A 25,525-nucleotide genomic window follows, 5' to 3' on the forward strand; every position below is an offset into this window, starting at 1 on the left:
ATGAAATATTGCCATTTTTTTGCTTTAGTCAGGTACAAATAATACGGCCTGCTATTTATCACCCTAAAAATTTCTTATCATGGTAAACCGGAATTTATCTCTCAGTCTTTTTCTTACGCTTCTATTTTGCTTACCCTCCTGCCTGCACATTCATGCCAAATCAGATGCACTCAAAAGGTTCACTGAAAACAAAGGACAGGTCATTGATCAAAATGGCAATACCAGAAATGACATTGATTTTAAAATCAATGCAGACCATGGACTCAATTTATTTATTGGCAATGGACAATTGCATTATCAATGGTCGAAAATAAGTAAGGAGCACCCAGACCATAAGGAACTATACCGGATGGATGTTAAATTACTGGGCAGTAATCCCAATGCCGTAAAAACAACAACAGGCCAACTACCTTTTTTTGAGAATTATTATGTAGCCCAAAATCCTGATGTCATTATAGTCAGAGCTTTTGAAAAAATTACCTATCATGAAGTATATCCAAACATCGATTGGGTACTTTATTTTCAGAATGGGAAAATGGAACACGACTTCATTATTCGTGAAGGAGGAAAAGTATCGGATATCAAGATCCAATATAAAGGCTGCACCGATATTAACCTGAACAATGACGGATCGTTAAAAGCGATTACTCCGCTTGGTGAAATTACAGAACATGCGCCAATAGCATACGAAGCATTGGGGAATAAGAAAGTCGCTTCCTCATTTAGTTTAAATGGCGATATCCTGTCTTTTACAACAGAGAGATATCAAGGCACCTTAATCATTGACCCAATTGTGGATTGGGGTACTTATTTTGGCGGTACTGAGTATGATGATTTAAGAGTAGTCAAAGTTGCCAGAGACGGATACATCTATACCGTTGGATCAACTAACAGCACAACCAACATTGCTACTACAGGGGCTTACCAAACGACCTTTGCAGGCGGCAGTAATTCCGCTGGTTCTGATGCTATATTGTCAAAATTCAATATTTCTGGAAATCTGATCTGGTCAACCTATTATGGCGGTAGTGGCAACGACCTTGGAAGGAATGTGGCATTTGATACCTCTGGCAATATTTACCTTGCTGGGTTTACCAATAGTACAGATGGAATTGCTACTACAGGGGCTTACCAGACGACCAAACTAGGCTCAGCTTCAAGAACTGAAGCTTTTTTGGTAAAACTTGACACATCCGGACAACGAATATGGGGAACCTATTTCGGAGGTGCTCAAAATGAGGCAAACACCGCAATGTCACTTTGTGCTGACCATTCCAACCACATCTATTTAACAGGAAATACCAATAGCACAAGTGGCATAGCTACCCCTGGGGCGTATCAGTCCACACTTGCCGGAGGATCAGATGTATTCCTAGCTCAGTTTTCAACAACGGGTGCTTTAAACTGGAGCACCTATTATGGCGGGGCAGGAGATGAATTACCGTATTCACTCTCATGTGATACCAGCGGCAATGTTTATGTAAGTGGCTCAACACTTGGAAGCCCGGCAGGTATCGCCACAGCTGGGAGTTTCCAAAGTACCTATGACGCAGCGATTAACGGTGAAGATGCTTTCCTGGCAAAATTCAATCCATCAGGTCAGCTACTTTGGGGGACTTATTATGGGAATACAGGAGTAGATCGTGTCTATAGCTCTGCAACCGACAAAGCAGGCAATATTTATCTCGGTGGTACCTCTTCGAGCACCACAGGTATCAGTACGACGGCTGTTCATCAATCAGCATTTGCTGGTGGTAGCGAAGATGCGTTCATTGCAAAATTCAATAGTACTGGTTTGCGTCAATGGGGCACTTATTATGGTGGGAATGGAAGCGATGGCATTTCAGCATTAAAATTAGGTGCTGATAATGCCCTTTACTTTACAGGATATACCACAAGTAGCAATGGTATTGCCAATAGTAACGCGATGCAGCCATCATTTGGCGGCATTCAGGATGCATTTGCCGGAAGAATAAATCTTTCTGGTGATACATTACAATGGGCAAGTTATCTAGGGGGGATTGACGATGACAACGGATTTGGTTTAGATATTGGCGCCAATGGAAATGTTGTTGTTTGTGGAAGAACGGTCAGCGCAACGGGCATTGCCACTTCCGGAGCCTATCAATCCTCATTTGGTGGTGGTGACGCTGATGGCTTTTTAATAAAGATTAAGGATTGCAATGTTCCGCAAATCGGAGGATTGATTTATGGAGACACAACCGTTTGTTCTGGTTCTGACCACCAATATTACGCGACTTCATCAACTGCTGATTCCTATAATTGGGTTGTGCCCAATGGCTGGACTGGAAGCAGCTTGGCTGACACCATTGATATAACCTTTAATGGCTACAGCGGAATCTTAAAAGCCGTGGCAATGAATGATTGTTATCATAGCGATACGGTCAGCCTAAACATTACAGTGAATGCCTTACCTCCTGTTCCGGTAATTACAAGAGTCGGAAATCAAATCACAACGAACCAAACATTTGCAGGCTATCAATGGTATCTAAATGGTAATGCAATTACAGGTGCAACCGCTCAAAACTGCACCTTGACTGCAACAGGAATTTATACGGTGGCTGTTTTTAATACCGCCGGCTGTAGCATTACCTCTGCAAGCTTTGACTATACTGAAACGGGTATTAACCATCCGCTTGTTGAAAATGGAATAAGTATTTATCCAAATCCGGTTAATGATTTCCTACACATCCAACTTAAGGTTTCGGCAAAAGCTGTTATCTATGATATTGCAGGTAAGGTATTACGGTCCATCACAATCCCATCTGGTTTGGCTGGTATTGATATGCAGCATTATGTCACCGGACTGTACCTCATCAGATTTAGTGATTTGAATGGTAATATGCTTGGCTCTTGTAAAGTCTCCAAACAATAAATCAATTGTTTAACAAGCTTGCCGGAATTCTGGCAACCCAAAAAAAATAATGTCATGAAATGGCTCTCAATTCTATTCGCAATTACTTTTCTCCCTTTGCTTTCACAAGCTCAGGGAGAAAATAATATCTGGACGTTCGCTAGTTATCCAACAGGGAACAATACAGTTTTAAATTTCAATGCCGGTTCACCTTTTTTTTCTACCATACCAAGCGCATTTGACCTTATGGGTTATGGCGCTACTGTCTGTTCACCTAATGGTACATTAAGGTTCTATGTCAGGCTTTCCAATTACAATTCTCTTGCTCCGGCGGTCATGAATATCTACCTACCTAGCGGCATCCCGGTTACAGGTAGCAATTTAACGTGCAGCGTCGATAATGAATGGTGTATGCCAGTAGTCATACCACATCCTACAAATCCAGATCAATACTATATTTTCTATGGTTATAATAAAGGATTGCTTTATTCATTGCTTGACATGAGTCTTAACAATGGCAATGGTGGTATCGTAAACGGACATAAGGATGTTGTGATATCGCCTTATGGAACAGTAGTATCACAGAAAATGACGGCAATAAAAGCCTGTAGTGGCGTTTGGTTGGTCATTCGTTCCAGGATTGCTAACGAATACTATAGTTTTATAGTTGACAGGAATGGACTACATCCCGAAAAAGTAATATCAACAATTGGGAACTTTAGTCTCCAGGATTATAATCAAATCGCCTTTGGCTATTTGAAAGCATCACCCACCGGAAATAATATTGCCATTAGCAACTGGAAAGGGATTGAATTGTATGATTTTGAAAAGTGCAGTGGTAAGCTAAAGAATGCTAAGGTTTTAGAGATGACTGGCAACAGCGAGATCAATAGCTATACTTTGGCTAACCATGAAAGGTATAACGGTATTTGCTTTTCTCCCGATGGAACTAAACTATATGCGAGTCAAAACTATAGGAGTCAAAGTATTACTACGGGGCTTTCCGCAGGCAAACTTTTTCAATATGACCTTTCCTTAGTATCTACCCCGGCAATAATTGCGTCTAAAACATTAATCATTACTAACCCTCCTTCAATGATGGAAAATGGACTCACATGCAGCCTTGTGGCGCCAAATCCTTTGGGTGAAATTAAACAAGGTAGTGATGGCAAACTTTATGTAGATAATGGAAGTTACACCTGCCTTAATCCATCTAACATACCTGTCGGATTTAATCCTGGCCCTGCATTCCATGTGATCAGCCTGCCCAATATTTCGGGACTTGCTTGTCAACCTCAACTGAACAATAACATACTCAACGATTATTTGGGCAATATGGGAGGCTCTTTCTTTGGCTCTGCTCTTGGGGGTACCTCTTTTCTACCGCAAGACATTGTAGTTTCCACCAATACAGTAGATACCATTCAAGGGAATGTTTATAATTATACCGTTTGTTTTTCTGATAGCCTTGTTCTTGTTGCTGATACAAATGGTTCATGCCATCAGTGGGACAACTCTTTAAGCGATATAAAAAGGACAGTTTTTCATACCGGTACTTATCATGTAAGTTATTTTAAAGATTGTAATTATGCGACCGATACTTTTTACGTCAAAATGGTTCATACTCCAACTGTAGAAACACATGAAAGCTGTCCCGGAATGCACATGGGAATTGCTATAGCCAGCATTGAAACTAATACCTCAACCCTTAATTATATATGGCGTGCCGAAGATGGAAGCATCCTCAAATCTTTTACAGGAAATGATGGTGATACCCTAAGAGGACTTGATCCTGGAAATTATTTATTGCAGATTACAACATCCACAGGTTGTGATACAACAATACACTTTGAAATACTGCCCTTACCTAAACCGGAAGTTATTGCTTCCCCTGCCGATACCATGATCCGTTATGGAGATAGCATTCTGCTTCATGCCGAGGGTGCATTGCTTTATACCTGGTGGCCGACAAGTAGTTTGGATACGGCATCTAAAGCCGATCCAATTTCAAGACCATTAAAACCAGTGCTCCTTTACGTTGTTGGTATCAATGAATATGGCTGTATGGATACCACAGAAGTCAACATCAATATTGACTTCACCATGCCGGACTTTGCACCAAATGCTTTTTCACCAAATGGAGATGGGATCAATGATGTCTTTAATATCTCCAACATTACCTATCAAAAAGTGGTGCAGTTTAAAGTTTTCAACCGTTATGGGCAAATGATCTTTTCTACCCTTGATGGTCATAAAGGTTGGAATGGCACTCAAAATGGAAGAGATTGTGACATGGGGAGTTATTATTATCTGATTGAATTAGACTATCCGAATGGGCTCCGAAAGCTTTATAAAGGAGATATAAACCTGATTCGTTAACCAGCTGAACCAGAAATTGACAGGCAGATCCAATTTTGGGTCTGCCTGTTTAAATATTTAATCTATGAACAGTAAACTGTGTTTAACGGACACCAGTTACTCCAACTTTGCGTAAAATCTGTACCACCGAAAGCACCACGATAAACAGGATGATTAAATGAATTACCTGTGTCCCAACTAAAGTTAGGTGTATCCAGATCTGTATTGGTTCCTAAAGTAAAATTAGAAATAAAACCATTGTCACAGAAAGCAGAACAGAAGCTGGAATTGTAGTCTAAGTCTGATACACCCACGACTTGATATCCAGATTCTTTACAGGAGGCAACACCCGTTCCTTCAATCCATCTTGCCATTGTGGATTCACATCCACCAGTCCATAACGAACTGGTATAAGGTGTTACACCAGAGTTATGGAACGAATTATATGAAAATTCAAGATTATTACTTGCTGTTTGGCTGATGGTGCTATTCCCATTGATTAGCAGCCCTCTGGAAGTGCTTGTAGCATTCCATGAAGAGAAAACGCTGTTATAAATTTTTCCAGCTCCATTATTATTAAATCTGACAGCATATTGGAAATTACTATTGACAGCAGTAGAATTACAATAGTTTGGACCAAGAACAGTTGCATTACTGATTACAGGTTGGGTCAATGGTGTATTATTGGTACCTGTAGGATCATTGCTAATATCAAGACCATAAGCGGGGCCAGTTGGCGTTACACCATTGATCATCCGCATGGCTGCAATAAACTGTATTTTTCCAGTGTAACCGTAAGATATCGGAAAGTCCGTACGGCCTGCATTCAGGCTGATCATATAGGTTTGTTTTACAGTGCCGCCATAACTACCGATACCATCGTATTGCGCATTGCTGATCTGCACATGGTCAATAGCCGTTCCTGTGCCTACTGCATTCAAAAGCAGTGCTGATTTAGAAGCATCATTGGTGTAGCCTTTTCCTGCAAAATGAATCTGTACATATTGCAGGTTACCTGAGTTATCAGCGCTGATCGATGATCCGCCACTTAAGGTATAACTGCCGCTTAAAGGGATATCCAGGCCGGTACTGACATTGGTAGGTGCATTACCTGCAAAAGCAATACCGCCCCAGTCTCCGGCAGCCCTTGCTCCTGCATTCTGATCAGAAGTAAACACAATCGGGTTGCTGGAAGTTCCGGTTGCGATCAGCTTCCCTCCTTTTTCAATAACAAGCCAGGCAGTGGTAGCTGATTTGATCCCCTGTAAGACGGTTCCTGCCGGAATGGTGAGGGTAACGCCACTCGGTATCCTGACAATACCGGAGATTTTATAAACATTGGCAGCCGATAAGGTCTGTGTAGTTAATGTACCAGATAACGTTACAAAGTTACAGGCTACCAATGCTTTGATTCCGGAGGATTTACTATTTGGTGAATTAAAGCTGCTGTTCTCGCCGGCCTTTTTACAGGCGAAGAACAAGGCAATAGCCACTATGGCTATTGATGCAAAAGTGATTGTTTTTTTCATGATGTTGTTTATGAAGTGATTTATGGGTTGATCTTAAGTCCGTACCTTAAGTGGTTCTGGTTTTCCTGAATCCGGACATTTAAGGAGGATGGCTGTGAAGATCAATCGCACGTGGTTCCATGCAATTGATGGTGACGGATAATTGTTGCATAACTTTTCCATTATTACAGCGGACATGTATTTACCCGGTGCATGGAATAAAGTTCGGCAGTGTTTCAGCGCTTTAAGGAACAATCAGGGCACTAAAAACCTGAATCCCCCCAATTGGCATATGAGTATCCCCAAATGGCAAATGAATGACACCAATCCAGGAATGAATCCTTTTCTTAGTTTGCAGTTTTATTTTTGTATATTAGACAGACGAGAGTGTACAACGGAATGGGGTGCGGCTATGCTGCACCTCGTTTAGTTTTAATGCCTTTGCAAAGAAGGTTTCATACTAACCTGTTTTCATTCACTAGCCCCTTAATATTTTCTCCATCTTTTTGCCTTTGGCCAATTCATCAACCAGTTTATCCAGGAAACGAACCTGTTGCGTCAAAGGATTTTTGATATCTTCCACCCGGTATCCACAGATTACACCCGTTATGAGCGAGGCATGGGGATTTAGTGCAGCCTGCCTGAAGAAAGTTTCAAAGGTTACTTTCTTCTTGATAAGGTCTTGGATTTGCGTATTATTAAAGCCGGTCAGCCAGGTGATGATTTGATCTAATTCTTCCTTTGTCCGGCCTTTCTTTTCAATTTTGGAAAGATATAAAGGATACACAGAGGCAAAGACCATCTTTGCCATACGGTCATCATGTCTAGCGTTATTATCCATTTTTTTGGTATTGAAGAGCGATTACGCCGGATGGGAATTGTTGCGTATGCAGCAGTTGAAAGTCGGTTTTTTCCGGCAGTAGGAAATGATCAAATAAACGTTTGTTTTCTCCTATCAGCACTGGGTGGACAATGAGATAAAGTTCATCAATCAGGCCAGCTTCCAAAAGGCCCGGAAGCAGACTGGTACCGCTGATCGCGATTTTTTTACCGGATTGTTCTTTTAACTCGCGGATCAGGCCTTCAGGATTTTCACGGACAATCCTTGTATTTTCCGCGGCGCTTTTAAGTGTGCGTGAAAGAACAATTTTTTCAATTGGAGTCATAACCTCGGCAAAGGCGACATCTTTTGGATCACCGGTTTTATTTTTAGCGATTTCCGGCCAGTAAGGGATCATTAAGTCGTATGTTTTGCGACCGTAAACAATCACGCCTGTGTCCTGCATGAGCTGGATGAAATAGTCCATCAGTTCCTTTTTCGGGCTGAAGCTCGTGTGCTCATAACAGCCGTCGATACTGATATTAAGGGCAAATATGACTTTTCTCATGATATTCAATTCTGTTATATAAAATTAGTTTTTTTTATACAATTCATGTAACCGACATAAAGATTATAATGCTTAATTATCGCAAATAAAGTAATCTGGAGAACTAAATCTGCATTGCGTATTCCATGTTCAGAATTGCTATAACTTTGCGCTACTTCCAGTTTTCTTTGCCAAAAGTGCTGAGAGTAGAGGCCCATACTTTGTTATGGGCTTCTTTTATTTACGGCCCCAAAAAGCAAAAGTTTATTGATCTGTGTTATTCAGGAAGGTATGCATTTTTGAAACCTCATGACAGCAGCTAACCAATTCGTCAACCCATTTGCATGACGCTGTAATTGAAAACTTTTCCATCTGGCTTAAAATAGAGGTTTCCATATTTTTGATCACAAACGCCGCATCCGCAAAGCTCCGGACATACCGGCCTAGTTGAAGGAACGAATGTTGTAGGTCCACCCCACTGATGAAGTGGCCAAAAGCCTCCGGTAATTGTTTAGATACCAGCCCATCAAATCTTTCCGGTAAAGTTTCATCAAGGGGAAGCGTCCGCTTACTACCCATCCATTGCCGGAGAGCAGTTTCATCAGCTGTGGCCTGCCGGAATGCGGATTGTAAGGTATGGTAAAGGTTTGCTGAGTCCAGCGTAATTTGGTTAGTGGTCAATGTGTCTGTTTTTTTAATTGAAGCTAATGGTATAAAAATCCTGAAGGCTATCAAAGCTGCCCCTAAAGCCAAACCCGGACCGCAGCAGTACTTTTTGTGCGCCAATGTTGTCGCGGTTGGTAATAGCTGCAAGCTCCCTGATCCTTTGCTGCTTTACTTTTTCTATAAACAAGGGCAAAACCAAAGACATGACTTGTTTTCTTCCGGCATTTGCTTTCAGATAAAACTCAATGAAATAAGGATAATGCTCTAGTTGGTAATACTGCATAGCGGTCTCCGGCGGTATGACATCGATCATACCAATGATCTTTTCTGATTTCCGGTTGCTGATAAAATGAAGGTAGTTTTTGCCGGAGTGGAAGTTGAGTAAACTTCCCTTCAAAAAGGTTTCCGCATCATCTACCGAAGACAGCCGTTTTTCAGGCAGGAACCGGAGCGTATCTTCATCCGATAAAATACCATAAACCTGCTCAGCCACGCTTTCGATCCCTTTAATCTCCTCCGCCCTGAAGGAATGTACCAACAGGTCCGCATGTTCAATATGAATGGGTTCCAGCATCATACGCGTAAAAATAATTCAACAGTAATTTTAATAAGCAATCTAGTTTTGAACATCCCTGTCCAAAATATAAACACATGGCTGTCCTTATCCTTTATCCGGTTTTTGTTGCTTATGGATATCCTGTTTTACTTCAAGGATCAAACGCTTCACCTCCTGTAAATCCGTAGCGGCTTCCGGTAACTCGCTAGCCTGGTATTTATAGTATTTCCAGACTTCCAATACATCTTCATTGGCCACTGTATATGGTTTATAAAGCGCATTAAGTGATTTTAACAGGACATTGCCATCGGTTTGTACCCTTACCTGCTTAAATACAAATTCCTGTTCCCCTTTCAGGATGACGATGCAGAGCGTATCTGCTTTAATGTTTCTCCAGTCTTCCACATATTCGGCAATCACATCACTGCCATCCGGTATCGGCAGCATCGAATCGCCACTGATCGGGAACATCCGGAACGTCCCTGCTTCCGGCAAGTTCGGCATACTGAATTTAGGTAGCGTTGCAATAAACTCCGGGTCATTATAACCGGAACGGTATCCGGCCTTAGCCTTGATCGGCACATATTCGACGTTTTCCTTATTGTTTTTATCAACGGTAATGGCCAGAATCCTGATTTTGCTGCCCATCATATAAACATCATTGCCAGATTCCAGTTCCCTGATCCGCAGCTCACCGAGCTTCGGCAAATCAATTTTAAGCAGCGTATCGACACTGATTTTGAAGAATCCCGAAAAATTAACATAGTCCTCCGGCTGGGGTGCCTTTGTCTGCCCACTTTCCAATGCGTTGAGCTTGGAACGTGTGATTCCGAGTGCTTTAGCCATGAATTCCTGGCTTAATTTCTTCCGTTCCCGAAGGAATTTAATGTTGCCGGGGAAAAATATTTTTTGCGGGTTCATTTTCGTTTGCTACTATTGGAATCAACGATTTGTTACTAATCGTGTCAAAAGTAGGAAATTTAATTGAAAAAGTGATGGAAAGGCAGATAGTGCATTGTGATTTGGATACTTTTTTTGTATCCGTGGAACGGTTGCTGGACAGCAGCCTTGTTGGGAAACCTGTACTGATCGGTGGCAGCAGTGACCGTGGGGTGGTGGCATCCTGTAGCTATGAAGCCAGGAAATATGGGGTACATAGCGCCATGCCCATGAGGCTTGCCAGGCAGCTTTGCCCCGAAGCCCACCTGGTACGCGGCGACCATGACCTCTACTCCCATTATAGTAAAATGGTCACGGAAATCATTTCTGAAAAAGCCCCTTTGGTGGAAAAGGCTTCCATTGACGAGCATTACCTCGACATTACCGGAATGGATAAATTCTTCGGCTGCTGGAAATGGACGCGGGAACTCCGCAAGCGTATCATGGATCAGAGTGGTTTGCCTATATCCTTTGGCCTTTCCATCAACAAGACAGTTTCCAAGATTGCCACGGGTGAAGCCAAACCCTGTGGCGAAAGGCAGGTGTGTTTAGGGGACGAAAAGAACTTCCTGGCCCCGCTTTCCATCCGCAAGATTCCCGGTGCCGGAGAAAAGACCTGCGGCCTGCTCCAGAAAATGGGCGTGTACCGCATTGTCACCCTTCAGGAAATGGAAGCAGTTACGATGGACAAGGTACTTGGTGCAAATGGCGTATCCATCTGGCGGAAAGCAAACGGGCTTGATGATAGCCCGGTAGTGCCATACGCGGAACAAAAGAGCATGAGCAAGGAACATACTTTTGACAAGGATACCATTGACATGGAAATACTCCGCAGGCTTATCATTACCATGATTGACGAACTTGCATTTTCCCTGCGTGCAGAAAATAAACTAACAGCCTGCCTGACCATTAAGATCCGCTATTCCAGTTTTGAGACTTTTACCAAGCAGGTACGGATTTCCTATACCAGTTCAGAACGGGTGCTCTCCCAAAAAGCGATGGAACTGTTTCATCAGCTCTATAGCCGTCGAATGCTTATCCGCCTGATCGGTGTCAAATTCAGTGAACTGATTACCGGAAGTTACCAGGCTGACCTGTTTGCAGATTCCGTCAAAGACATCCATTTATCCGCTGCCATGGATAATATACGCAACCGTTTTGGCGAAAAAGCAGTGATGAGGGCCATTAGTCTATAATATAGTTTGAGGGGGAAGGGAGATGTTAGTCAATGTACATAGTTATTTCAGCCTGCGTTATGGCACGCTCAGTATCGACGAGGTAATTACCGGACTGATACAGCGTGGCTATGATACCGCCGTGCTGACAGATATCAATAACAGCACAGGTGCCTTGCAATACATCAAGGCCTGCCAAAAGGAAGGCATCAACGGCCTGGCTGGTATGGAATTCCGCAACGGTGATGAACTCCTTTACATTGGCATTGCCCGCAACACCACAGGATTCATGGAACTCAATGAACTGGTTACAGAAGCCAACAGGTATAAATCAAATTATCCAGTAAAGGCTCCTGCGTGTAAACATGTCTATTTCATCTATCCCTTTAATAAAAATGATAAGGATAGGAAACTTGCAGTAAATGAATTTATCGGTATCCGCCATATCCACCTGAACCAGATCCGTTTGCTTCCTTCCTCCGTACAGCAAAAACTGGTGATGTGGCAGCCGGTAACTTTTACGGGTCGGGATAAATATGAGCTGCACCGTCAGCTTAGGGCTATCTCGCACAACATATTGATCTCGCAATTAACGGAAAAACAATATGCCGACATGATGGAAGTCTTTCCTTCAAAAGCTCAACTGCTGGAACGTTTCAGGGATTTCCCCCAGATCATAGCCAATACTGAAAGGCTATTAGGGAATTGCAGCTTTGATTTTGACTTTAGCCTGCATCGCAATAAGAAAACATTCACGGGTAATCATGCCGATGACCGCATACTGCTGCGAAAGTATGCATTAGAGGGTTTTCAAAGACGTTATGGCAAGGCCGATAAAGTGGCTGAAATCCGCGTGTTGAAAGAGCTGGAAATTATCGATAATCTGAAATTCTCTTCCTATTTCCTGATCACCGATGATATCTGCCGCTATGCAAGGTCAAGGGGTTTTCATTATGTCGGTCGCGGTAGTGGTGCCAATTCCATTGTCGCCTATTGTTTGCAGATCACTGATGTCTGCCCCATAGAGCTGGACCTTTACTTTGAAAGGTTCCTTAACCCCAAACGCCAGAGCCCGCCTGACTTTGATATAGATTTTAGCTGGAAGGAACGGGATGAAATGTATGATTATATCTTTAAGCGCTACCGTACCAGCCATACCGCACTTATGGGTGCCATGAGTACTTTCCGTGACCGTTCCATCCTTCGGGAGATGGGGAAAATCTATGGTTTGCCAAAAGCAGAGATAGACCGCCTTATCCATGACCCGCACAGCATGCTCAATAAAAACGAAGTGGTATCCATGATCCTTTCCGTCTATGACCAGATGGCTGATTTTCCTAACCAGCGCACCATACATGCCAGCGGTGTCATCATTTCGGAGGAACCTATAACGTCCTATTGCGCATTGGATTATCCGCCGAAAGGTTTGCCAACGATGCAGTTTGACATGCACATTGCAGAAGACATTGGATATGAGAAATTCGATATCCTGAGCCAGCGTGGTTTAGGTCATATCAAAGACTGCGTAGAGATCATCAAAGAGAATACAGGTGAGGTGGTAGATATCCATCAACCCCGAAAATTCTTTGTCGATGAAAAGATCAATACACAACTCCGCAGCAGCAATACCATTGGCTGCTTTTATATTGAAAGCCCCGCCATGCGCCAACTCATTGCCAAGCTGGATTGCAAGGATTACCTAACCCTGGTTGCAGCCAGTTCCATTATCCGTCCGGGCGTAGCCTCTTCAGGTATGATGAAGGCTTATATTGAAAGGCATCATGCACCGGATAAGGTGGAATATATCCATCCGGTTTTCAAGGAGCAATTAGAGGAGACCTATGGCGTAATGGTTTATCAGGAAGACGTCATGAAGATCGGCCACGCCTTTGGTGGGCTTGACCTTGCAGACGCTGATGTTTTACGAAGGATGATGAGTGGTAAAGGGCGCAGCGCCAAACACCTTGCCGAAATTGAGGACAAATTCTTCCATCATTGTTCAGACATGAACTATCCGGAGCATATAACAAGAGAGGTATGGCGGCAGATGGAATCCTTTGCAGGCTATAGTTTCAATAAAGCGCATTCCGCTTCTTTTGCGGTAGAAAGTTATCAGTCCCTTTACCTGAAAACTTACTTTCCGATGGAGTTTATGGTATCGGTACTCAACAATTATGGCGGCTTTTATTCCAGGAAGGTATATGTCAATGAAGCAAAGAAAACAGGGGCTAACGTCAATCTGCCCTGTGTCAATAACAGTTCCTATCTGGCTTCGATAACAGGTAAGGAAATCTTTCTTGGTTTTGATGTCATGCAAAACTTGGAAAGCCAGTATGCGCAACTGATCCCGCATGAAAGGGAAATGAATGGCCCCTATACCAGCATGAGTAATTTTGTATTGCGCACAGGAATTTCACTCGATCAGTTAATTATCCTGATCCGTGTCGGTGCCTTGCGCTTTACCGGAAGCTGCAAAAAGGAACTGCTTTGGGAAGCGCACCTCATGCTCAGTCACACCAACAGGAAAAGAGTGGATACCGATATGTTTGCCTTTCAGGAGGTTTCAAAGCCCTTACTTCCCAAATTTGATACCCAACTGGTGGAGCATATCTATGATGAACTGGAACTGATTGGCTTCGCTGTATCCGCATCTATGTTTGATATGGTACGGACAGATTTCAGGGGTGATGTTATCGCTTGTGACCTGAAAGCCTATGAAGGCCAAGTCATCAGGCTTGTAGGTGATTATGTTTGCGAAAAATACGTACGCACCAAAAATGGTAAAGTCATGAAATTCGGGACCTTCTTTGATGTTAATGGTGACTTCTTTGATACTGTACACTTCCCTCCTTCCTTAGCTGCATATCCCTTAAATGGATCAGGCGTTTACCTCATTTTAGGTAAAGTGGTATTGGACTTCGGCTATCCGGCAATCGAAGTACAGAAGCTTGCAAAGTTGGTTGTGAAGCCTGATCCAAGGAGTGTTTAGTATGCATCTATAGGTAATCCATACAGGAAATAAAGAGTCTTGCTCAGGACAAATAAAAAGTTGCAGAGCAACATAGCAAATTGTGACATTGAATCACTTGATTTACTGTGTTGCCTGCAACTGTATACTTATAGTTTACTGACACTATCAAATATGTAGCGATGAAATATTGAAGAGCAAATCTATCAATTTCATACTCCTTACATTATTGTAAATGAATGGATGTAATTTGGAAACTTGATAAATTAGTTCCTGTTATTTGTTCTCCTATGCTATAGGGTTCTGTCGATGGATACCCAATTAACTCAGGGGGTACAATTGTATCGTACTTGATACCAAAATCTGTTATCATGTGGGTCGTTCCATTTATTTCAATTTCAAATGGCTCTGGATCTGTAGTAGTTGTTGTTGAGCCTCCAGTATAATTCCCGTTAGCATCATAATTTTTTGTAGTAGTAGTTGTTGTTTTAGAATACAAAGTATCAAAAACGGCGGCAACTACTGCGGCGGCGGCAATGATTAATGCCCAAAATGCAGATGGTGCAGGAACACCCGGATCAGGAGAATGTGTAACTTCCCCGTTATCTAGATCGAATACAAGTTGATCGTGTAGTTTGCCGAATATACGATAGCTAGGGGGCAAAAGTTCTGCATTATAACCAAAGATGACCTTATTGCTTGTCGGGTTATACCATTTGAACGTTTCGTAAGCAGTGGTCACCTGCCCAAAAGAGTTTTTTACAAGATGAGCACTCTTTAACACACCGTTGTTTTGTGCAATAGTTCCTAGTGGCCCAAAATTAACCGTGTAATGTTCGGCATTTTCAATTTTTATCAGTACCCCCGTCAAGGCCGGAATTTGATATTCCCGAAACTGTCAGTATATTATTACTGATTGATAATACAGCATTCCCGCAAGGGGTTACTTCAAATCCATTAAATTCCATGAGTTAGTTTTATAGGTTAGGAATAGATAGTGAATCTCCATTCTACTACCATATTTTCATTGGTGCCTCTTCCATTTTTTAGAGGACTTTATTGCTCCCTTTTCAGAACTACAATTTTCATATTTCGTTATTTATTTCCCTTCCATTTGTGTTGTAGAGTTGTTGGTTTTTTAAGTGCCCACACTGAACTCTTGATAAAGGTTTTAATTGTTTAAAATATTGGAATCGTATACTCTCTGGCATTAGAGCAGTAATGAAGTTAATTAATTTTTATTAAAATTAATTAACATTAAATATAAATACCCAAAAACCGTGATTACAGATACCGCATTTCATGTATTACATAGATGTGCAAATGCAATAATACTCATCGGTTTTTCGGTATTCGAATCAATGGTGAAATGGTGGTATAGACTTCAGGGACGATGTTATGGCTCGTGACCTGAAAGCCTATGAAGGCAAGGTCATCCGGCTTGTTGGGGATTATGTTTGCGAAAAATACGTGCGCACCAAAAATGGTAAAGTCATGAAATTCGGGACATTCTTTGATGTGAACGGAGACTTCTTCGACACCGTACACTTCCCTCCATCCTTAGCTGCCTATCCGTTAAATGGATCAGGTGTTTACCTCATTTTAGGTAAAGTGGTATTGGACTTTGGCTATCCTGCAATAGAAGTACAGAAGCTTGCAAAGCTTCCGGTGAAACCTGATCCAAGGAGTGTGTAATTTAATAAAAGAGACATTACTTGACCTAAATAGAATTCTGAGTCCAATATAATTAAATATACGAATAATATTATTTTATCCTAAAGCTGTTTATATTTACCGATCAATTAACCTCTATGATCGAAAAAATTCAGATTCGGAACTTTAAAAACATCAGTGATCTTACACTTGAACTTGAAAACCTAAATGTACTGGTTGGTTCCAATAACTCTGGTAAGAGCAGTATTCTCCAGGCAATTCAATTTGCTGTTTCGGTATCGCAAACCACAAATTTTGAGTATACTAAATGGAACAGAACAAATGGCAAACTTCCCACCTCTTTAACCCCGGAACAACTGATCTACGCACCATTTAGAGATGTTTATTCCTTAGCATACGGAGGTAAATTAAAAACAGAGATGGTGTCGGCCATACAAGTTGATTTCTTTGAAAAGGATAGTCAAGATCACAGTAAAGTCCTCATTAGAAAGGGAAAGAATAAAAATATTGCAACTGAAATTCACAACCGGCCCATAGGTGATCTACTTAGAAAAATAGAGGAACCATTTTCTATTTATGTACCGGGCTTAGCCGGAATACCAGGCTATGAGGAATTAAAGAGCCCTGGTTTAGTCAGACGGGCCGCAGCAAGGGGAGACGCTAATAACGTCTTTAGAAACATAATTTGGCTTCTTCATACCAAGGAACAGGACTGGCAAGCTTTTATGAAAGATGTTAAGGACATATTTCCTGATGTTGACATACTTGTTTATTTTGATAAAGAAAGAGATGAACATTTAAATGTCAGAATCAACTACGATGGTAAAAACTTGCCTATTGATGCTGCTGGTACAGGTTTCCTTCAAATTATTCAAATCCTCGCCTATATCTATATATATAAACCCAAAATACTCCTTTTGGATGAACCGGATGCGCACTTACATCCTAACAATCAACGTAAGCTTGCCAAAAAGCTCTTTGAACTTTCCGTTGAAAAAGAATTTCAGGTGATCATTAGTACACATTCCAGACATTTTCTTTACGAACTTGAACCTATTGCAAAAATAAATTGGATCAACTCAGGAAAAATACTGAACGAAGAACTCAGTATAGTAAATGTACTGATGGATATTGGCGCTTTAGATAAAGGTGACCTTTTAAAAAATGACAAGCTCAAATTGATAGTATTAACTGAAGACGAAGACCAAATTCCAATTAAAACAATAGTTCAAGCTTCCGGTATCCCAACTGACGAAATAGATATTTGGTCATACAAAGGTTGCTCTGATGTAAAGACAGCAAACGTACTTTCTGCATTCATATTGAAAAATGCCCCTAACATTAAAATAGCTATTCATAGAGATAGGGATTATTATGAAGATCCTGAAATGGAAGAAATTCTACATGGCTACAATCAAAACATAGAATACCATTTTGTGACTACTGGAACTGATATAGAAGCCCATTTGCTAAACAGTGAACATATTAATCATATTTTCCCGGAAGTTACAATTCAAAGAGCGGAGGAATTAATAACCCTTGCAATTGCAAATGCTAGCGAAAAGTCTAGAAAGAAGTACGTTAATACGCTCACCGATAAATCTCTTAAAAACAAACAAGGCCACAAGGCTGGGGAAAATGTTGAGGTTGCGGAAAAAAACATAAAGGATAATCCATTAAGATATTCTCATGGCAAAACTGTATTAGGCCAGCTGAAGGCAAGCCTCCAGAAGGAGATCGGAAAGAATGCGAACGTTTTTCAACCTTCAAAATTCATAGCCACACCGATATTTGATAAGATAAAAGATGATCTTTGGAAAAAGGGCAACCATGAAATAGAAAACTAAAAAAGCTCATTTTTACCTCGAAATCAGTGATCTTATAATTTATACTTTATATTGGTGTTATCAATTGGTCGAGCTACGATACAGACTTCACTAATTCTATATCGTACTACTACCTTTTTAATTTGGTGATAAATCCCAAAGTTTTAGTGCTTCTGGAATAGAGGGGCAATTTATTAGTAAGTATAAGGCGCAATCTGGAAATTTGCGGTTTCAATATAAATTCCCAAAGACAAAATATAGGTGATTTTTAAGTCAACTAAAAACAGACATTCATTATTTTTTTAATATTTATCTTGTAAAGCCCATGACAGGCATGGCTATTCAGCAATTATTCAGGCTAATTAAGCATTAAGTTATCAATGCAGGAATAACGGCTGTAGTATAAGGTGTATAAATTTTCCAGCCCAGTTTTTCATATAGCGACTTGCCTTCCGTTGTGGCTACGAGTATCCCTTTTTTTATACCATGATCTATTGCTAATGCTTCCAGTGTCTTCATCACTATACTTCCCAATCCATTTCGTCGATGACCGGGATGGGTTTCAATTCGGTCATATATTGCGAATCCATCCACAAACACAACCCGGCCAATGGCTGCCTCTTCCTGCTCTGGTGTAAGTATCCTAACAATAGGAACAGCAGTCTCCTTATTTATATCAATGGTGTAACCTTTGGGTAGTTCTGTTATTGATAATGTCATTTTATTATTACAGGTCATCATATATGCCGGGGCTTGAATCACCCAACGTAGGGGTAATAATTCTTTCATTAGATCTGCGGTAGCGCAGACTTTTAGGAAAATCCAGGGATCAGTAATGGTTTCTGCCAAATGTCTCAATTGATCCGTGGGCGCAGCAAAAACATAACGCATGACCTGATTGGGCCAACCAACATTTACAAAAAGCATTTCGCCATCTATAACTGGCGCAGGTAGCTGCCTTGCAGCAGACCAACCTTTAAGCCACGTCTGGACAATATAAGGGTTAACCTCATGAAGGATGCTTTGATTAGGCATTGCAAATCGGGGAAAAGCTACAAAACAAGAAATTTTGCTTTGTCTGGAATGGGGTTATATGATCTTCCGTTACACACTTTATTTTCTCGAAATACCCGGCGAACTGGCCACTTAATGTCTCCCCTGAATATTGCCTAATTTCTAAACCGCTGCATTTTTGCGGCCCGTCATTTGAAAATGTTCCAATAACCATATACTGCTTAACTGCTCTGCTCGCTATTGTAATGTAACGGCTAATCTGTTCCTCGGTGGTTAAGAAATGGAATGCTGCCCGGTCATGCCAGATATCATAGCCCTGATCCGGCTCAAATTCGGTAATGTCAGATACGATCCATTTCACTAAGGCCGACTGCTCTCCCAACCGCAATTTTGCCCTCTCCAATGCCTTTTCCGAAATATCCAATACTGTAATGTTCCGATAGCCTTTTGCTAAAAGAAAATCTACCAGTTTACTGTCTCCACCCCCTATATCAATAATACTTGCCGTTTTCGGAAGATTAAAGCCATCTATGAAATCCAGAGAAGTATGGGGTACATCCTGTGTCCAGCTTACTTCATGGGCTTGCTTATTTGTAAAGACGTTTTCCCAATGTAATTTCTTATCCACCATTTTTAGATTATTCAGTAAATATAATCCTCATCGTTTTAAGCTGACCAAAATTCCAGAAAAACTTTGCATTCTCTTTCGGTGCAAGCTTTGACGAACCCTGATTTTACAGCTTTTGATCCATTTATTGCCTTCGACCAATCGGTTAAGCTCATTTTTAAAAAGTAAGCTCATCTGCGACATATAAATTTTTCAATCGAAACGGACAAAAAGGGCAGCTAAGATAATGTCTGCCTGTACCTGCGGGCGCATAATGGCGCACTGCCGTTTCGCCACCCTTCGGGACTTATAGCCCTCCGGTCCCTTCAGCCATTCCTTTTCAGCTTTCTTTTTTCCCGTTTTTTCTTTTGAAAAATTCTTTTGGAAAAAAGGGGAAAAGAGAGCGAAACAAAACAGTGTTCACAACTAAAAAACAAATGTTATGGAAATCATCACAGGCAGGATTACCGCAGATGCAACGGTAAACACCACAAGGAGCGGCAAAGAGGTCGTTAATTTTTCAATCGCCATCAATGACGGCTACAAACCCAAAGGCGGAACCTTTCAGGAAATCACCACCTATGTAAACTGTGCTTATTGGCTGAGTACAAAGGCTACAAATCGGTTAAGAAAAGGTGTTATGGTACAGCTATATGGGCGTATCGGCATGAATGTGTTTACAAAGAACAATGGCGAGGCAGCAGGTTCAATAACCTGTCATGTCAATGACTTCAAAACACTGTCCCCAATTCGGGGGGCTTCCAATGGGCAACACAGCGCAAACCTCAGCAATCTGGCTACAGCAGCGGTTCAAAGCACGCAGGGCAATGACGATTTGCCATTTTAAACAGGTTCTCAATCAACAAAATTTCAAATCATTTTAATTACAAATATCATGGCACACGATAGCAATATAGCAGAAGCAGCCATCTATGTAGGCACTTATGCGAAATACAATGACGGTTCACTATTTGGAAAATGGCTGAAACTTAGCGACTACAGCGACATCACGGAATTTTACGAAGCCTGTGCTTTGTTGCATAAGGATGAACAAGACCCTGAGTATATGTTTCAGGACTACGAACACATACCCGAAGAGTTGGTAAGTGAATGCTCCCTTTCTGAAAAGTTTTTTATGGTACGCGATGCTTTGGAGGATTTAGGCGATTCAGAAACAACCCCTTTTTTGATATGGTGCAACAATACGGGTAGAAAACTTTCATCTGAGGACACCGACGATCTCATAGCAGATTTTAAGGATGATTATATAGGCGAGTATGATAGTGAGAAAGATTTTGCGTACGAGTTAGCACAGCAGCGCAATGACCTGTCAGAGTTTGCGAAATCCTATTTCGATTATGAAGCCTACGCAAACGATCTTTTTGGTGACAGCTATTGGAGCGAAGACGGGTATGTATTTTATAATTCCTAACCCGACAGGTTTTCAAAATGAAGGAAATCAAAACCCATGCAGACGGGGATGCCCCGTCTGCTTTACACTAAAAAATTAAGATCATGAAAGCACTGAACCTATTAACGAATACAGAAAAAGGAAGGATTCTCATTGAATTGTTCCCCGAAGAAAAAGCGCCCATTATAGCAGCTATACTAGAACGCAGTCAGTACCTAAAAGAACATGAAATAAAACTAAGGCAGCAATGGGCAGATGGCTTTATCACCTTTGATTTTTGGTACAGCCTTGCCATAGAAACAGAAAAGGTTATCCATAAATACAGGTATAACCTAGAGCGCAGCAGTAAGGTATTCAGCGACCAGTTATTTTATGGACACATGGCCATGTTTACCAATGACTGCATTGTAAAATACGCAGACAACAGAACCGACCACCCAAAGTTTCAGAAAATGGTCAGTGTCCTTTTTGGGTAAAAAGCTATTACCATTCACCATAAAAATTTACAGCAATGCAAATAACAGATTTAATGGGCGGCATTATCATCGTCACAGACCTGAAAGCCGCTATAGAGCAGGTAGAATTGTTCATTGAACTCACACACGAAGATGCAGCCGACACGCCATCCTTACAACGGTTCGATCAGCAAAGGCTTCGCTATTGGAAGGACATGCAGCAAAAACTAATGCAGCTACAATTAGAAATGGATAACAAAGACAAAATTTAAAATCATGAAACATCTAATCGACACCACCGACCCCATGCTATGGGGCATAGTTGCCCTTAGCATGGGCATAATCACCCGATATATCATTGGCGGCAGACAATACAGACGAAGGGGCGCGGGAGGCTTACAGCATTTCAACACTTCCTGTTTTGCATGGGTACTGCTCGTTTTCTTTTTGGAATGGGTTTTCAAATGGGCATCCTATGGCCTGATACTACTCGGCCTTTTTCTAATCCTCAACGCTTAATTATTCAATCACAAAAATTAAAAATCATGGAAACGAATTTCTTTCAATCGCTTGCGGCCTTACCTGCGGCCAGTAACAGCGAATGGGTTGTAGTCATCAAGCAACTGGAAAACAAGATGATTGTATCAGTACTCTATAAGGATGAAACGTGTGGGGACAGTGCAAGAAAAATAATCCCAACGCTCAATTTTAATGATAGCCCTATCAGGTTGGACACTTGCTTCTTCCCTGATCTGAACACTGCCTTTACAGGAACATTTGAAATCCACAGCAATATGGAGCATTACCTCAAACAACAGGAAATCGCAAAGCTGAACGCCAAGATGGTTAAGGATAAAAACAAACCTGTTAAAGCCAAGACGGAAGGCATAGCAGAAGAAAACCCGAAAACTGAAAGGGAGCGGAAATATGAAGCTGCTATGAAAGAGGCCGATGAACTCGAAGCAAACGGCAAGCACAGGGAGGCATGGATGAAAGTTCCTGAACCATCCGACTATCCCGAATATGCGGACATCCTTCGTAAGCGCAGGGAGGATTTATCTAAAGTCATTTTCCCACCGAGCCTTTTTTAATCACCTAAAATTCAAAACTATGTTAATCGCTAAGGAACTCCCACGCATTTTTCTCTATAAAACAAAGGAACAGGAAACAAGGCTATCAGACCCCGAACCAAAATTCAGCCCTATGGCCGTCATGAATTTTTATGCTAATACTTTTACTGAACTTGTCACCGCCAATATTGAAGGACCTGTTATAAAAGATGATGAAGTACAGTATAGGTTCGTCAGCACATTAGGTACAAAAGGATAAGTCATGAAAAACAACTATAGAAAAACAGCTAGGGTTATCCCCAAGCAACAAAATCAGCAGTCATGGAAACCTTACAAAAATATAGGCCGCTTAGTCAAAGCGTTAGACGCAACAAGGAACGCAGCACAGGTGCAAAAAGAAAAATTAAGGAGCGCACCGATTTACCTGCTACCAATGGTTTTTTAAAAAGCCGTTTTGTTCCGATGGTCATGGGTAAAGCATCCCTAAAAGATTGGAAGCAGACACAGCAGGATTTCTTTAGCTCCTATCATCACTTTGTAGATGCCAAAGGCATTACCCCTATTGATTACGCCAAGCAGGTATTCCCCTTTAATATTGCACTAGCCTATCGGCAGGTAAAAGATTATATGGAGCAAAATTATTTCCTAAAGGAAATTCTGATTACAGAAAACAGCAATAGTTCATGTTGTATCACGACTGTAGAAGCCTACGATACCAATATGACTTTATACTACGTACCACTCAGACCATTATTCCGTCTGCAAAAGGATAAGAGCAAGCGGTTAGCATGTGACCTGCTCCTCTCTGTATGTGCCTACTTAATGAATGTTGCGCATATACCATCTTATCACCGTGGTGACTATATAGCTACCTGTTATGAGATGATAAAGGAATCGACAGCATCAGAACCTGAAGATTGGTTTAGTAAAGCAGAATATAACAGTGCCTTATCGGAGTTTAAGGAAGCGGATTATTTTGGCAAGCGGCTAGGCAGGCAGTTGGCTAATACTTGCCATCTGCAACAGTGGCAAAAGAGACTGGACATGTTTAAGATAAATGACGGATGGGACGCCACTGTTTTTATGGTGTCCGAAAAAGCACACCGTCTTTATCTTGATTACCCCAATCAGAAGTTTTATGAAAACATCAATCCCGAATTGTTTTTCGCAAAAGAGGATGAGCGCACACGAGCTGATGAGTATATCTCCTTTACGTGGTCTGAGAGCGGATGGCTTTTTGACGAGTTATTTGAAATGGTCAACAGTGACTTACAGGAAAATGGCATTGTAGATGAGCCGCTACAATTGAAAACATTTGATAAACCCGGTGGTAGCAACTATAATAATCTTGATTTTGAAAAACGCCTTTTTGAGCTTTTAAGTAACCTTTCTGAAATCTTATATAACCTAAGCGATGAATAACATAACCCCACTTTTTGAACAGGTCTATCTTCCGCAAAAAGCACTCCTGATCTATCAGACGCTTGAAGAAGACAAAGACATCTATGTGGAAGCCTACGACATAGACGATCATGGCTCCCCCATCAATGCACATCCTTTATCTACATCCGAATCTGTAGCCCTTGCCAATAGCCTTGCAGCTTCCAGGCAACTGCAAACCAACTTCCTGCAAAGTGAAGGTCTGCTACCTGAAAAATTATTGTATATGGAAATAGGTATAAGCGGCTTTGCGGTTTGGTACAGCCCTGAGCAGAAAGAGCCCTTATTTTTTACAGATAGTTTAGGCATACCCTGCGGACAGGCGCATGTACCTGCGCTCATTTGGAAAGCGGACAAGAAAAGCCTTGAGGTTTTTGCATACAAGGGAAAGGAAAAACCTGTATTAGAAACGCCTCTTTTCAATGCCCCGTTTTTCAATATGTATAGTAGTGGAAAAGTGTGTATGGGTACTGTAAATAGTAGTTTCACTGATGATTGCTGTTTGGAAACATTTATTCAGCAATGGGAACACGCTTTCTTTAATTCTTATTTCAGCCATACCATTGGCGGCCATGTTCCTGTTAAGGGTAATTTGGTGAGCCTGTGGCACAGCCTTGTAAACAGCGATGATAAATTCCCTGAAAGCAGATTAGTAAAAACAAACCGTTCACTTAAAGACCTTTTGAAATGAAAACAGCAGAACCCATGCACTTTGTGCATAATTACCTCATTAACCCGACTAACCCAATCCGTGTAAACCTGATGGGTGCAGGTGGCACAGGCAGTAATATGATTATGGAACTTGCAAAGCTTAATCGCGCTTTAGTTGCATTAGGCCATGCAGGTTTTCAGGTGCAGCTTTGGGATAATGATACGGTAAGCGAGTTAAATACCCTGCGCCAGCTTTTTGCAAAATCTGAAATCGGGTTAAATAAGGCAGTGGCAAGGATAAATGCAGTTAACCGTTTTTGGGGCACAAACTGGAAAGCGGTGCAACATACCTTCTCTGATAATGAGCTGCCTTATAAACAGAATAACAGGGCAAACATTTACATTTCTTGTGTCGATAAGATTGCAGCACGTTTTGAAATAGCAGCCGTACTAAAGAAACTGGCAGATGAAAATAACTGTTATAGGGATATTCCTTTGTATTGGATGGATTTGGGCAATGCACAATTCACAGGACAGGTTATACTTTCGACCATTAGCAAAATCAAACAGCCCGATTCAAAACTATACAAGCCTGTCAGCTACCTGCCTTTTGTCACAGATGAATTTAAAGAATTACTGGAAAGCCAATCCGACGAGGATGTGCCAAGCTGTTCGGCAGCGGAAGCACTGGATAAACAAGGTTTATTTATCAATGCAGAAGTAGCCAAAAAAGCAGCCTGTTTACTCACTGATATGTTCCGCAGCGGAATGACCGCGAATAGGGGCATTTTTACGAATCTGAACACTTATGTAAGCCAGCCACTCAAAGTGGCTTAAATCAACTTAAAACGGCGGGAAACCGCCGCCAAAACTACGGCCTCGTTTCACTCGGGGGTAGTTTTGGCGCGATGGAAATGGTGCAGCGTAAAAACGCTGCGGGTTTTCTGATGGTATTTTATAGCTTT

At 41.5% G+C, this 25,525-nt stretch carries 25 protein-coding genes; 16 read left to right on the plus strand and 9 right to left on the minus strand.

Annotation, left to right across the window (positions count from 1 at the left end; translation table 11 throughout):
- The first annotated feature begins 79 nt into the window (after positions 1-79).
- Both P0Y49_14075 and P0Y49_14080 read left to right on the plus strand, forming a co-directional pair.
- Complete coding sequence (locus P0Y49_14075; protein ID WEK17926.1) at positions 80-2,896, plus strand: SBBP repeat-containing protein; 2,817 nt, start codon at positions 80-82, stop codon at positions 2,894-2,896.
- 54 nt (positions 2,897-2,950) lie between these two features.
- On the plus strand, positions 2,951-5,254 hold the full coding sequence (locus tag P0Y49_14080; GenBank protein WEK17927.1) for a gliding motility-associated C-terminal domain-containing protein: 2,304 nt from the start codon (positions 2,951-2,953) through the stop codon (positions 5,252-5,254).
- 62 nt (positions 5,255-5,316) lie between these two features.
- On the opposite strand, the gene P0Y49_14085 is transcribed toward P0Y49_14080, so the two are convergent.
- The 6 genes from P0Y49_14085 to P0Y49_14110 form a co-directional block, all read right to left on the minus strand.
- Positions 5,317-6,762 (minus strand): hypothetical protein, encoded by a 1,446-nt coding sequence (locus P0Y49_14085; protein ID WEK17928.1) that lies wholly within the window; start codon positions 6,760-6,762, stop codon positions 5,317-5,319.
- 457 nt (positions 6,763-7,219) lie between these two features.
- Positions 7,220-7,582, minus strand: a complete 363-nt coding sequence (locus P0Y49_14090; GenBank protein WEK17929.1) for a DUF2200 domain-containing protein — start codon at positions 7,580-7,582, stop codon at positions 7,220-7,222.
- Entirely contained in the window at positions 7,575-8,129 is a 555-nt protein-coding gene (locus tag P0Y49_14095) for a dihydrofolate reductase family protein (GenBank protein WEK17930.1), read from the minus strand. The genes P0Y49_14090 and P0Y49_14095 overlap by 8 nt, the downstream gene beginning before the upstream one ends.
- Before the next feature lie 243 nt (positions 8,130-8,372).
- Positions 8,373-8,789, minus strand: coding sequence for a hypothetical protein (locus P0Y49_14100; GenBank protein ID WEK17931.1), 417 nt, complete (start codon positions 8,787-8,789; stop codon positions 8,373-8,375).
- Positions 8,790-8,802: 13 nt separating this feature from the next.
- A complete protein-coding gene (locus P0Y49_14105) occupies positions 8,803-9,351 on the minus strand; it encodes a GNAT family N-acetyltransferase (GenBank protein WEK17932.1) in 549 nt (182 codons plus the stop codon).
- An 84-nt stretch (positions 9,352-9,435) separates the two neighbouring features.
- A complete protein-coding gene (locus P0Y49_14110; protein ID WEK17933.1) occupies positions 9,436-10,251 on the minus strand; it encodes a helix-turn-helix domain-containing protein in 816 nt (271 codons plus the stop codon).
- Positions 10,252-10,325: 74 nt separating this feature from the next.
- Between P0Y49_14110 and dinB the strand changes: the two genes are divergently transcribed.
- A complete protein-coding gene (gene dinB, locus P0Y49_14115) occupies positions 10,326-11,465 on the plus strand; it encodes a DNA polymerase IV (protein WEK21798.1) in 1,140 nt (379 codons plus the stop codon).
- 22 nt (positions 11,466-11,487) lie between these two features.
- On the plus strand, positions 11,488-14,433 hold the full coding sequence (gene dnaE, locus P0Y49_14120) for a DNA polymerase III subunit alpha (GenBank protein WEK17934.1): 2,946 nt from the start codon (positions 11,488-11,490) through the stop codon (positions 14,431-14,433).
- Positions 14,434-14,638: 205 nt separating this feature from the next.
- Here the strand turns inward: dnaE and P0Y49_14125 are convergent, their stop codons facing one another.
- Positions 14,639-15,283: a hypothetical protein gene (locus P0Y49_14125; GenBank protein WEK17935.1), complete on the minus strand. Its 645-nt coding sequence runs from the start codon at positions 15,281-15,283 to the stop codon at positions 14,639-14,641.
- Between the two features lie 527 nt (positions 15,284-15,810).
- On the opposite strand from P0Y49_14125, the gene P0Y49_14130 reads away from it, so the two are divergent.
- Positions 15,811-16,107: a hypothetical protein gene (locus P0Y49_14130; protein ID WEK17936.1), complete on the plus strand. Its 297-nt coding sequence runs from the start codon at positions 15,811-15,813 to the stop codon at positions 16,105-16,107.
- A gap of 116 nt (positions 16,108-16,223) precedes the next feature.
- The gene (locus P0Y49_14135; protein WEK17937.1) at positions 16,224-17,933 is read left to right on the plus strand and encodes an AAA family ATPase; all 1,710 of its coding nucleotides are present in this window, start codon (positions 16,224-16,226) and stop codon (positions 17,931-17,933) included.
- Between the two features lie 348 nt (positions 17,934-18,281).
- Here the strand turns inward: P0Y49_14135 and P0Y49_14140 are convergent, their stop codons facing one another.
- Together P0Y49_14140 and P0Y49_14145 are read right to left on the minus strand one after the other, a co-directional pair.
- Positions 18,282-18,947, minus strand: a complete 666-nt coding sequence (locus P0Y49_14140) for a GNAT family N-acetyltransferase (GenBank protein WEK17938.1) — start codon at positions 18,945-18,947, stop codon at positions 18,282-18,284.
- Entirely contained in the window at positions 18,940-19,557 is a 618-nt protein-coding gene (locus tag P0Y49_14145) for a class I SAM-dependent methyltransferase (protein ID WEK17939.1), read from the minus strand. The genes P0Y49_14140 and P0Y49_14145 overlap by 8 nt, the downstream gene beginning before the upstream one ends.
- 418 nt (positions 19,558-19,975) lie before the next feature.
- Between P0Y49_14145 and P0Y49_14150 the strand changes: the two genes are divergently transcribed.
- The 10 genes from P0Y49_14150 to P0Y49_14195 all read left to right on the plus strand — a co-directional run bounded on the left by P0Y49_14150 (position 19,976) and on the right by P0Y49_14195 (position 25,397).
- Positions 19,976-20,380 carry a single-stranded DNA-binding protein gene (locus tag P0Y49_14150; protein WEK17940.1) on the plus strand — a complete coding sequence of 135 codons (405 nt, stop codon included), beginning with the start codon at positions 19,976-19,978 and terminating at the stop codon, positions 20,378-20,380.
- A 48-nt stretch (positions 20,381-20,428) separates the two neighbouring features.
- Positions 20,429-20,965, plus strand: coding sequence for an antirestriction protein ArdA (locus P0Y49_14155; GenBank protein ID WEK17941.1), 537 nt, complete (start codon positions 20,429-20,431; stop codon positions 20,963-20,965).
- A gap of 83 nt (positions 20,966-21,048) precedes the next feature.
- Positions 21,049-21,420, plus strand: coding sequence for a hypothetical protein (locus tag P0Y49_14160; protein WEK17942.1), 372 nt, complete (start codon positions 21,049-21,051; stop codon positions 21,418-21,420).
- 53 nt (positions 21,421-21,473) lie between these two features.
- A complete protein-coding gene (locus tag P0Y49_14165; GenBank protein ID WEK17943.1) occupies positions 21,474-21,671 on the plus strand; it encodes a hypothetical protein in 198 nt (65 codons plus the stop codon).
- A gap of 4 nt (positions 21,672-21,675) precedes the next feature.
- Complete coding sequence (locus P0Y49_14170) at positions 21,676-21,918, plus strand: hypothetical protein (protein ID WEK17944.1); 243 nt, start codon at positions 21,676-21,678, stop codon at positions 21,916-21,918.
- A gap of 26 nt (positions 21,919-21,944) precedes the next feature.
- Entirely contained in the window at positions 21,945-22,490 is a 546-nt protein-coding gene (locus P0Y49_14175) for a prtrc system protein e (GenBank protein ID WEK17945.1), read from the plus strand.
- 19 nt (positions 22,491-22,509) lie between these two features.
- The gene (locus P0Y49_14180; GenBank protein WEK17946.1) at positions 22,510-22,728 is read left to right on the plus strand and encodes a PRTRC system protein C; all 219 of its coding nucleotides are present in this window, start codon (positions 22,510-22,512) and stop codon (positions 22,726-22,728) included.
- Between the two features lie 62 nt (positions 22,729-22,790).
- Positions 22,791-23,891, plus strand: a complete 1,101-nt coding sequence (locus P0Y49_14185; GenBank protein WEK17947.1) for a hypothetical protein — start codon at positions 22,791-22,793, stop codon at positions 23,889-23,891.
- Positions 23,884-24,600 (plus strand): PRTRC system protein B, encoded by a 717-nt coding sequence (locus tag P0Y49_14190; protein ID WEK17948.1) that lies wholly within the window; start codon positions 23,884-23,886, stop codon positions 24,598-24,600. The genes P0Y49_14185 and P0Y49_14190 overlap by 8 nt, the downstream gene beginning before the upstream one ends.
- The gene (locus tag P0Y49_14195; GenBank protein WEK17949.1) at positions 24,597-25,397 is read left to right on the plus strand and encodes a PRTRC system ThiF family protein; all 801 of its coding nucleotides are present in this window, start codon (positions 24,597-24,599) and stop codon (positions 25,395-25,397) included. The genes P0Y49_14190 and P0Y49_14195 overlap by 4 nt, the downstream gene beginning before the upstream one ends.
- Positions 25,398-25,525 lie beyond the last annotated feature (128 nt).

Origin of the sequence: Candidatus Pedobacter colombiensis, from assembly GCA_029202485.1 — a bacterium.
Taxonomy (GTDB): domain Bacteria; phylum Bacteroidota; class Bacteroidia; order Sphingobacteriales; family Sphingobacteriaceae; genus Pedobacter; species Pedobacter colombiensis.